Genomic DNA, 11,219 nt, shown 5'->3' with positions numbered 1-11,219 from the left:
TTTAGTCATTCTCTGCGGTTAATGGCAGTTCAATCCGGAAACATACATCAGCAAAGTCAGATTCTATCAGATGAAGCTCTCCCCCCATCCGTTTAATACAGTCCTGCGCAATACTCAAACCAAGGCCACTCCCTTTGACCGCCCCTTTGCGCTGAAGTTTTCCTTGGTAAAAGGGTTCGAAAATCATGCTCTTCTCTAACTCAGGGATAGGCGTTCCTGTATTGGCAATATCGATCTGAATACTTTTATCCATTTGCCGACTGGAAATCCAAATGTTACCGGATTCAGCGCCATAGTGCACTGCATTGGAGTAGAGATTATCAATAACTCTCATTAATAATTTAGGTTCAGCCAAACAATCCTCAAGATCCAGCCGGATTTCTGTATGAATATTCTTTGTCCGGGCAGGTAACTGATGTGAGAGGACTACACTAGCAACGATCTCTTTTAAAGATACGATCTGATGTTCGGCAGGCACATCAACAATTTTACGATTGTATTCGAGTAATTGCTCAATAAGCAGTTGTAAATGTTTACTGCTGCTATCCAGAATGGTGACAACTTCTTTTTGATCTGTGGTCAATGGCCCGGCAATTTCATCCGCCAATAATTCTGTCCCTTCACGCATGCTGGCAAGAGGGGTTTTCAGTTCGTGGGAGATATGGCGTAAAAACTCATGGCGTTGAGACTCAAGCCAGGACAGACGTTCACTCAGCCAGATAATGCGCAATGCCAATGAGCGTAATTCTCTGGGGCCTTTAAAGGATTCAATCCTGTTTCCCAGTGCCTGCCCTGCTCCTAACCGATTAATCATTCGCTCAATGCCTTTTACCGGCCCAATAATCATTCGTGTAAACAGGGCAATTAAAAACGCACTTAACAAAAACAAGATTAAACTTTGCCAACCAAAAAATTGCCCCTTATCAGCAATCTCTTTTTGTAATTGCTCACCCCGGATGAAAATAATATTGCGGGTTTCCTGTACTAACTGATTATTGGCGTTTGAAAACTCTTCAAGCAATTTAGCGGAAGCAGCCTCAGGTACACTGTTACTACAGGTAATTTTAGTCAGCCCGGACAGTAGCTGATTAAACTTGTCCTTATACTCTTTATTAGCCAGCAGCGCCATCTGGTTATTCAGCATACCGGTATACTGCTGATATTGCCGTTGGTAGAGTTTTTCCAGCCTGGCATCCCCCAATACACAATACTGGCGATAACTGCGTTCCATCTCAAGAGCAACACCGATCATCGCTTCACTGCGCCGGGCATCAGATAGCGTTGTGCGGTTAATTTCGGCTGCTTGAGTACTGAGTTGATCCAGACTTTGATATGCCTGATAGGCCAGCACCAACAGCGGTAATAGCACTAACCAGAATGCCATTACAACTAATTGACGCAATGAGCGGGGAAATAAACGCCTTTTTTTCAGAGAAATCATCTTAAAACCTGCAATTACATTGATGCTAACCGATATAAGGTGGTAGAAAATCTGCCAGATGATGAATTCTATCGTCGTTTTTCAGAAAAAATAGTCTCGAATAATGGGTTATAACAAATGGGCTGGCAAGAACAAGGATAGTGCAGGTGGATATATCAACACGAGGGGCAAAATTAATCTGCAATAATGACGGCGGGATAGTATTTTTTTCTACTATCCCGCCAGCGAGGAACCTATAAAAATATAGGTGGTGCCTCACTCCACGTGTCGCCCGTTGCTTGATAAAGCCCGAAAGCGAGTATCATAAATTGGACGGTAGGCACCTTACTTTGGCGTCATTCCGGGCTTATGTGGCATATTTCCACCCTATACTGTGGGCCGACATAAAAAGTTGAATGAGCAACTGCCATACATTAAGCACGTTGCGTGCCAACTTTTAAATATTTTTATTAACAAATTGATTTTATTATCAAATAATAAAAAACAATTTAATGTTTATATTTTGTCATCTGTATTTTTGGAGCAGAATATACAGCTGTGTCGCTAATTTATGACACCTTATCACAAAAATAAATTTTAATAATAAAATCAAAATATTAAATGTCTCCTTTTGGAGACACAAAAAACCATCATTTTCTCTTTTTAGAGACACACACTTAAAAACATCAATTTAATTAACTCATAAACCGAAATAAATTAACAAAACAAACACGTTTTGGCGGCAAGCCTTTCATTATGAAAAATATTTGCGTTAATCTAAAATAGCTTCAGCCTCAATTTCTATTAGCCACTTAACCCAGTAAGAATGACCCAGGAAGAAGCAGGCGGCTCGCCTTATCTCTATGTACCGAATATACTCAGTTAATCAGATTGATCAATTTAGCTCCATTAACCCTGATACAGGTGGAAGAAAGAGTTGGAGAGACACCCAAAATATGATATATAAATCAGTAAGTTAAAAAATTCTTAACTCACCACTACAATCAGGGTGAGATCATGAGTGTTCGTATTTCAATCAAAATGAGCCAATTAAATACTAATCGATACTTTAACAAGACCAAATTGAGTAATTTTTATCCCAATAGAGATTGGGAAGCAAACACTTCAAGCTCAAAAAACGTTCACACTCTCGCCCTGCGATCACCCATGTTCATCCTTTCAACAAAAGAAGAGTAATTTGATGTTTAAATTTAGTTTTCCCGATGCAAAAAGAGAATTTTTTTCAATAAGCAAAGCTATTGTAAAAGTTATTATACCTTTATCCTGCATAGTTATGGCATCAAAAATAATGCTAAAAAGTGCAGCTGTGAGTTCATCTGAACGGGACATTCTGCTTTTAACTTTACTTTTCACAATATTAAACTCATCTAAAAAAGCATTTTACTTCATAGCACTACCCATAACAATAATATATAGCATATATGCACCAATCGGAATGACTTTTGGAGGACCATCTTACCAATATATTATGTCATTCTTTGCCACAGACATTCAGGAAAGCAGTGAATTCTTAAATCAAATACCATTTCAAAATTGGATTTTTCCTTTTTTGATTATTATACTCGTAATGCTATTTCGAATTATCTCCGTTAAATTTGGAATATTATATCATCGTAATAAAACCTTTCTCTGCCTAGCTATTATTATATGTTTATTACCACAAAAGCCTTTTGGTTTTTTTAAAAAAATATATAGTTCATCAATAGAAGTAAAAGAAGAATTAGCTAAACTCAATTCTTTCGATATCAAAAGTTCTTGGGGAAAGAGTAAATTATCAAAACAATCTTCCCGTTATGATGATTACGTGTTAGTGATCGGAGAAAGTGCACGACGTGATTATCACCACACATATGGTTATCCTATATCTAATACACCATTTATGGATAAAACTCACGGTGTGGTTATTGATGGCTTTACTAGTGGAGGATCAAATACAGTAGCTTCTTTGCGTCTTATGTTGACTAAATCAGACAGAGAAAATTGGCAACCAAATTACAGCCTTGGATTAATTGATTTAGTTAAATCAGCTGGCCTCGATACTTATTGGATATCTAATCAAGGCTATCTAGGTTACTTCGATACGCCAATCTCAGCAATTGCTAATAAAAGTGATCACAAGTTTTTCTTAAAAAGTGGAGATTATCAATCAGCTAATACCAGTGATTTCTTGTTAGTAAATAAATTTCAAAACTTACTAACCCACTCTTCACAAAGAAAAAGATTTTTTGTTATACATTTATATGGCTCCCACCCTAATGCCTGTAGCCGTATAGATGATTATCATCGTATTATTCAAATCAAAGATAAAAAATATGATTACTTATCATGTTATATATCTTCAATCCAAAAAACAGATGAAGTATTGAGCAGAATCAACAATATATTATCTAAAAACTATAAAAATTCAGGTAGAAGTTACTCCATGATTTACTTTTCGGATCATGGATTGGCTCATGAAGAAATTAATGGAAAAATAATTTTTAATAATAGCTATGTAAGCAAAAGACATTTTGATATTCCTTTGTTAAAAGTATCAAGTGACGATACTCATCGCGAACAATATAAAGCGTTTAAATCTGGTCTGATGTTAGTAGATGGTATTGCCAATTGGATTGGCATCGAGAACCCATACATCCAAAATGGATATGATTTATTTTCTATGAAAAATGATCCTAACGATTTTGGTCTAAGTCGACGTATTTCAGAAATAAATACTCCTGATGATCCTGCTATTGACTTGACTGGGAAATAATAATGCCTAAGAAAAAGTAAAATTACATAATTCAGTAATATCATATTGACCTAAATGGGTGACTTGATTCAAGCCACCCATATCATTAAGTACCATTAAAAATAGTCATTCATTAAGTTAACCCAAATGAATAAAATGGACATCTACCCAAACCGTCTTCAGTGAGCCATACTGAATACATCAGCAAAAATATGAAGAAATGTTCATATATCTAGGTAGTTAACTTATCAAGCAACATAAACCAACTAGTAGATATATTTAAGCAACACAGCTCCCATTATGAAAAATATTTGCGTTAATCTAAAATAGCTTCAGCCTCAATTTCTATTAGCCACTCAGGTAAAGACAACCCTGTAACAATAACCCAGGAAGAAGCAGGAGGCTCTGAGGGAAAAAACTGTTTTAACAAAGATGATATGACTCGCTGATTTTCATGCGACTCAGCTCCCTGTTTGATATAGATACGCAGCATAGTAATATCGCTTAATTCACCACCAGCCGCTTTGATCACTGAATGAATATTTTCTAACGCAAGTTTAGTTTGAGCTGGTAACCCTCCGGGAGTGGTTTCTTCATCTTTATTAATCCCTACCTGACCAGATAAAAACAGATGTCGGTTTCCTGTTTTGATCACTGCCTGACTGAATCCATATTGAACAGAATTAAATACAGTTTCAGGGTTTATCGTTTTTTTAGTCATTGAGATATGCCTTGATATCCAGAAGTAAGAAAGAACGAATAACACCATAAATCAAAAAGATAAAAACCACATGCGGAAAGAGTATTATCTGTGATAAGGAAGTGAAAAATAAAGGCTCTGATGCATGATCAGAGCCTTATGCTTAAAAATAAAAATGGGATATTAAAGTATTAACCTAACTGCTTACGTGCATTACGGAAAATACGCATCCACGGGCCGTCCTCTCCCCACTCTTCAGGATGCCATGAGTTACTGACGGTACGGAATACCCTTTCAGGATGCGGCATCATCGCTGTCACCCTTCCATCACGACTGGTGACAGAGGTTATTCCTCCAACAGATCCGTTAGGATTGGCAGGATAACTTTCTGTTGCCTGACCATAGTTATCGACAAATCGCAGGGCAATCTGCTGATGTTTTTCCAGTCCGGCCAAGCTTTGACTATTTCTGAACTCCACCTGACCTTCACCATGAGCCACAGCAATTGGCAGACGAGAACCAGCCATCCCCTGTAGGAACAGCGATGGGCTTTCCGTCACTTCAACCAGACTGAAACGCGCTTCATAACGTTCTGAGTAATTGCGGACGAAACGAGGCCAATATTCTGTCCCAGGGATCAGCTCATGCAGGTTAGAAATCATCTGGCAACCATTACATACCCCAAAGGATAAGGTATCCGGGCGAGCAAAGAAACTGGCAAAATCATCACGCACCCGCGAATTAAACAGAATGGATTTAGCCCAGCCTTCACCAGCACCAAGAACATCACCATATGAGAAACCACCACAGGCAACCAGTGTCTGGAACTGATCCAAAGTAATCCGCCCACTCAGCAAATCGCTCATATGAACATCCACAGCCTCGAAACCAGCACGGTGGAATGCTGCCGCCATTTCAACATGGGAGTTAACGCCTTGTTCACGCAACACAGCAACTCGCGGACGTATCTGCTTTGATATGTAACTGGCAGCAATATCTTCTGACGGATCAAAGGTCAATTTCACACTCAGGCCGGGATCACTCAAATCCTGTTTTGCTTGATGCTCCTGATCAGCGCACTCGGGGTTGTCACGAAGACGCTGCATTTGCCAGGTTGTTTCTGCCCACCATAAACGCAGAGTACTGCGGTTCTGACGATAAACTTCCATATTATTGCTGGAGATCACGAAGTCATCTCCCGCTTTGGCTTTACCTAAATAATGTAAGCATTCACTTAATCCATAGTCAGCCAGTAGATTTTCAACTTGTGCTCTGTCAGTTTCACGAACCTGAATAACCGCTCCCAGCTCTTCACTGAATAAGGCAGCCAGAATATCTTCATCAAAGGCACTGATATTGGCGTGCAGGCCGCAGTGCCCAGCAAATGCCATTTCAGCCAGGGTTACTAGCAACCCGCCATCAGAACGGTCGTGATAAGCCAGTAGTTTCCGTTCCGCAATCAATTGCTGGATCGCGTTAAAGAAACCGGCAAGTTGTTCAGTACTGCGGATATCTGCGGTCTTATCACCAAGCTGACGATAAACCTGAGCCAGTGCCGTACCTCCCAGCGCATTTTGCCCCTGCCCCAAATCAATCAGCAGTAGGGCATTATCATCATCGGTAGATAATTCAGATGTCACGGTATAACGCACATCTTCTACCCGTGCAAATGCACTAATGACTAATGAAAGCGGTGACGTCATTTCTCGCTCTTCGCCATCCTGAACCCAACGGGTTTTCATCGACATAGAATCTTTGCCGACAGGAATAGTCAGGCCCAACGCCGGGCATAACTCTTCACCAATCGCTTTCACTGCATCGTATAATCCGGCATCTTCCCCCGCGTGACCTGAAGCGGACATCCAGTTCGCGGACAGTTTCACCCGCTTCAAATCCTGTACATAAGCTGATGCGATATTTGTCAGTGCTTCTCCGACAGCCATACGCGCCGATGCAGCAAAATCCAGCAGAGCAACCGGAGCACGCTCCCCTATCGACATGGCTTCGCCATAATAACTGTCCAGACTGGCTGTCGTCACCGCACAGTCCGCAACCGGGATCTGCCAAGGGCCGACCATCTGATCTCTCGCTACCATGCCGGTTATTGAGCGGTCACCAATGGTGATCAGGAATGTCTTCTCTGCCACAGCAGGTAAATGCAGAACACGTTTAACCGCCTCCGCTAAATCAATCCCCTGACGCTCAATTCCTTTGCCCTGTGCTTTCAGTGAATTCACATTTTTCAGCATCTTTGGTGTCTTACCGAGAAGAACATCCAGTGGCAGGTCAATTGGTTGATTATCGAAATGGCTGTCATTCATCAGCAGATGACGCTCTTCTGTCGCTTCACCAATAACAGCATACGGAGCGCGTTCACGCTGGCAGATATCTTCGAACAGAGCAAGCTGTTCCGGCGCTACCGCCAATACATAGCGTTCCTGAGATTCATTACACCAGACCTGCAACGGACTCATTCCCGGTTCGTCATTAAGGATATTACGCAGTTCAAAACGGCCACCACGTCCGCCGTCACTGACTAATTCCGGCATCGCATTTGACAGCCCGCCCGCACCAACATCGTGAATGAACAAAATCGGGTTATCGTTACCAAGCTGCCAGCAGCGATCAATGACTTCCTGACAACGGCGCTCCATTTCTGCGTTATCACGCTGCACGGAGGCGAAATCCAGTTCCGCATCAGACTGCCCTGATGTCATGGAAGAAGCCGCCCCACCACCAAGGCCAATGTTCATGCTCGGGCCACCCAGCACAATCAGTTTGGCACCAACAGAGATCTCCCCTTTCTGGATATGCTCTTCACGGATATTGCCGATCCCTCCGGCCAACATGATCGGTTTGTGGTAGCCTCGTAATTCAGTGCCGTTATGAGATGCAACTTCCTCTTCATACGTCCTGAAATACCCCAATAACGCCGGACGTCCAAATTCATTATTGAATGCAGCACCTCCCAGAGGGCCTTCCAGCATAATATCCAGCGCACTGACAATCCGCTCGGGCTTACCGAATTCTTCTTCCCACGGTTGTTCAAAACCCGGAATTTTCAGGTTAGAGACCGAGAAACCAACCAGTCCGGCTTTAGGTTTGGCACCCCGCCCTGTAGCACCTTCATCACGGATTTCCCCGCCGGAACCCGTTGCCGCTCCCGGCCACGGAGAGATAGCCGTTGGGTGATTATGCGTTTCAACTTTCATCAATATATGAGCGGGCTCCTGATGATAGTCATATACGCCATTTTCAGGATCAGGGAAAAAACGCCCTGCCTGAGAACCTTCCATTACCGCAGCGTTGTCTTTATAGGCAGAAAAAACATGTTCCGGTGTCTGTTCAAATGTATTTTTAATCATCTTAAACAGCGATTTTTCCTGTTCCTGCCCGTCAATCACCCAATCCGCGTTGAAAATTTTGTGGCGACAATGCTCAGAATTTGCCTGTGCGAACATATAGAGTTCCACATCAGTCGGATTACGCTCTAACTTCTGAAAAGCACGCAGCAGATAATCAATCTCATCCGCTGCCAGTGCCAGCCCCAATTCAATGTTGGCGGATTCCAGAGCAGCACGCCCAGATTGCAGAATATCGATTTGCTTCAGTGGGGTAGGCTGCTGGTGAGTGAAGAGTACTTCAGCCTGCTCAAACTGAGTAAACACACGTTCCATCATACGGTCATGCAGTAACGCCGATAAAGCCTGCCACTGCATATCGTTCATTTCACCGCATTGGATATAATAGGCAATCCCCCTTTCCAAACGGACAATTTGTTTCAGTCCACAGTTATGAGCTATCTCTGTCGCCTTTGAAGACCATGGTGATATCGTACCCGGTCGGGGAGTGACTAAAAACAGTTGACCTTTGGGTTCATGTTCAGCTAAAGAAGGGCCATATTTTAATAGCCGGTTTAATTTTTCCTGTTCTTCAGCTGTAAGAGGTGAAGTTATTTCTGCGAAATGAACATATTCCGCATAAATTTCTGTCACGGGAAGCTGTTGAGCTTGGCACTGGGAATGGAGCTTAGTAATACGAAACGCTGATAAAGCGGGCGAGCCACGCAGAATTTCCATAGTAATAGGTTCTCTCATCTTAGAAGCAAAGCCTGACTGATGCCTTAGGGGGAAACACCGACATTATAGAGGAATGTTTTCTCTGACGAAACCGTTTGCGTAAGCATTAATTGAGCTATCAATACATGCAACGGACTTTTAAAATTGGTTCAATAAAGTTGCAGATTTCAATTTTGTTACGCAAAATTCCTAATTACTGGAAATTTAACCATGCTATTATCTGACATTTCATACGGAGCCTAACCGTACTGACGAGAGATAACTATTTGAGCAATATCAAGATAAATTATTTTGTCATCGTCATTATCGCACTCCTCTCTGCCACAATCATTGGTCTCAACATCAGTTGGCCTAATAAACAGCAGGAGCAGATAAACAGGATCTTGGCACGGGGAGAACTTAGGGTAAGTACTATCAGTTCCCCTCTGATTTCACTTAATGATAAAAATGAACCCGTAGGATTTGATTATGATTTAGCCAAACGATTTGCAGATTATCTGGGTGTCAAACTAAGCATCAAGTTTCGTTCTAACATTAACCAGCTTTTTGACGACTTAGAGAATGACAAAGCCGATTTTTTAGCCGCAGGTCTTATCTACAATAAAGAAAGACTTAACCAGACGCGGACAGGCCCGGCCTATTACTCTGTATCTCAGCAGTTGGTTTATCGTAAAGGTACGCTGCGCCCGCGCTCATTTGCAGATCTGACGGGTTCATTGGTGGTTACCGCCGGTTCAGCCCATGTCAGTGAACTAAAACAATCGAAAAAAGAATCTTATCCTGATTTAAACTGGGAAGAATCATCACGTTACAATACGCAGGAATTACTTGAGCAGGTGTCTGAGGGTAAAATTGATTATACAATCAGCGATTCTATCAGCCTTGCCCTACAACAGCGGATTCATCCTAATCTGGCTATCGCTTTCGATGTCAGCGAAGACAGGCCGCTGACCTGGTATTTAAAACGTAATGATGACTACAGCCTCTCTTCAGCAATGCTGGATTTTTTCAACATGCTGACCGAAAACGGTATAACCCCACGGCTTGAAGAAAAATACTTCAGCCATATTGGTTCATTCGATTACTTCGATACTATTTCATTTATTCGGGCAATCAATAAACTACTGCCGACGTATCAACCTCTTTTTGAAAAATATGCAGGCTCTCTGGACTGGCAGTTAGTTGCCGCTATCTCATGGCAGGAATCACACTGGGACCCATTGGCAACCTCTCCTACCGGAGTTCGTGGCATGATGATGCTGACTCGTCCAACTGCTGAGTGGGCAGGCGTTAAAGATCGCCTTGACCCTGAAGAAAGCATAAAAGGGGGAATGGCATATTTGCATTATCTGATGACTCGTTTACCCGATAGCATTCCCGATGATGAAAGAATTTGGTTCGCATTAGCGGCTTATAATATGGGATACGGGCATATTCTTGACGCACGCAAATTAACGACGATGCAAAAAGGGAACCCTGACCGCTGGATGGATGTTAAATCGCGGATTCCCCTGCTGAGTAAGAAAAAATACTATATCCACACCACATATGGTTATGCTCGTGGCTATGAAGCCTACCGCTATGTCGAAAATATCCGTCGTTATTTCCAAAGTCTGGAAGGATACCTGAGAGCCAAGAACAGCCGTAATAAAGAGGAAACTCCTGACACACAGGCTGAACCGACTACCAGCAGTGCTGGTGAACCCGCAGAACTGACTGCGCAACCTCCAGCCATACAGTAAACTTTTACAATTCTTCCTGCTGTTGTTTTTTCAGTCTTTTTAATTCCTTATGTTGCTCCCTACGTTGTTTGAAAAATGCACTCAACATAGCGGAGCATTCCTGCTCCAGTACACCACCGGTAATTTCAATCCTATGATTCATTCCCGGATGACGCAAAATATCGACCAAAGAGCCTGCCGCTCCCGTTTTCATATCACTTGCACCATAAACCAGCCTCTGTATACGGCTGTGGATCATCGCTCCCGCGCACATAACGCATGGCTCCAGAGTAACATACAGTGTTGTATCCAACAGGCGATAATTTTGTAATTGAGAGCCTCCACGCCGCAGTGCAATAATTTCTGCATGGGCAGTCGGATCATGATCTGTTATCGGGTGGTTATAACCTTCAGCAATAATTTTATTATCAGACACTAACAGTGCTCCCACGGGAATTTCCCCTTTTGCCTGTGCCTGTAATGCCAGATCCATGGCCTGACGCATCCAATACTCATCACTATATATTTCTGTCACTGCATATTCTCT

At 42.3% G+C, this 11,219-nt stretch carries 6 protein-coding genes; 2 read left to right on the top strand and 4 right to left on the bottom strand.

What is annotated here, in order from left to right; translation table 11 throughout:
- Position 1 precedes the first annotated feature (1 nt).
- Positions 2-1,441, bottom strand: coding sequence for a sensor histidine kinase (locus Xinn_RS01865; RefSeq protein ID WP_169923515.1), 1,440 nt, complete (start codon positions 1,439-1,441; stop codon positions 2-4).
- 1,180 nt (positions 1,442-2,621) lie between these two features.
- Here Xinn_RS01865 and Xinn_RS01860 point away from each other — a divergent pair.
- Positions 2,622-4,193, top strand: a complete 1,572-nt coding sequence (locus Xinn_RS01860) for a phosphoethanolamine transferase (protein ID WP_169923514.1) — start codon at positions 2,622-2,624, stop codon at positions 4,191-4,193.
- Between the two features lie 295 nt (positions 4,194-4,488).
- On the opposite strand, the gene Xinn_RS01855 is transcribed toward Xinn_RS01860, so the two are convergent.
- Both Xinn_RS01855 and purL read right to left on the bottom strand, forming a co-directional pair.
- Entirely contained in the window at positions 4,489-4,893 is a 405-nt protein-coding gene (locus Xinn_RS01855; protein ID WP_086956063.1) for a RidA family protein, read from the bottom strand.
- A 170-nt stretch (positions 4,894-5,063) separates the two neighbouring features.
- Complete coding sequence (gene purL / locus Xinn_RS01850; RefSeq protein ID WP_086956062.1) at positions 5,064-8,951, bottom strand: phosphoribosylformylglycinamidine synthase; 3,888 nt, start codon at positions 8,949-8,951, stop codon at positions 5,064-5,066.
- Between the two features lie 266 nt (positions 8,952-9,217).
- Here purL and mltF point away from each other — a divergent pair, with 266 nt between their 5' ends.
- Positions 9,218-10,693, top strand: coding sequence for a membrane-bound lytic murein transglycosylase MltF (gene mltF / locus Xinn_RS01845; RefSeq protein ID WP_086956061.1), 1,476 nt, complete (start codon positions 9,218-9,220; stop codon positions 10,691-10,693).
- 4 nt (positions 10,694-10,697) lie between these two features.
- On the opposite strand, the gene tadA is transcribed toward mltF, so the two are convergent.
- On the bottom strand, positions 10,698-11,207 hold the full coding sequence (gene tadA / locus Xinn_RS01840; RefSeq protein WP_086956060.1) for a tRNA adenosine(34) deaminase TadA: 510 nt from the start codon (positions 11,205-11,207) through the stop codon (positions 10,698-10,700).
- Positions 11,208-11,219: the final 12 nt, after the last annotated feature.

It is taken from the genome of Xenorhabdus innexi (assembly GCF_002632485.1).
GTDB lineage: Bacteria > Pseudomonadota > Gammaproteobacteria > Enterobacterales > Enterobacteriaceae > Xenorhabdus > Xenorhabdus innexi.
This window is presented reverse-complemented; position numbering and strand designations above follow the sequence as displayed.

Excerpts from the sequence above, each read along its gene's own strand:
- purL (WP_086956062.1), bottom strand. The coding sequence starts at position 8,951 with ATGGAAATTCTGCGTGGCTCGCCCGCTTTATCAGCGTTTCGTATTACT.
- Xinn_RS01860 (WP_169923514.1), top strand. The coding sequence starts at position 2,622 with ATGTTTAAATTTAGTTTTCCCGATGCAAAAAGAGAATTTTTTTCAATA.
- Xinn_RS01865 (WP_169923515.1), bottom strand. The coding sequence starts at position 1,441 with ATGATTTCTCTGAAAAAAAGGCGTTTATTTCCCCGCTCATTGCGTCAA.
- Xinn_RS01855 (WP_086956063.1), bottom strand. The coding sequence starts at position 4,893 with ATGACTAAAAAAACGATAAACCCTGAAACTGTATTTAATTCTGTTCAA.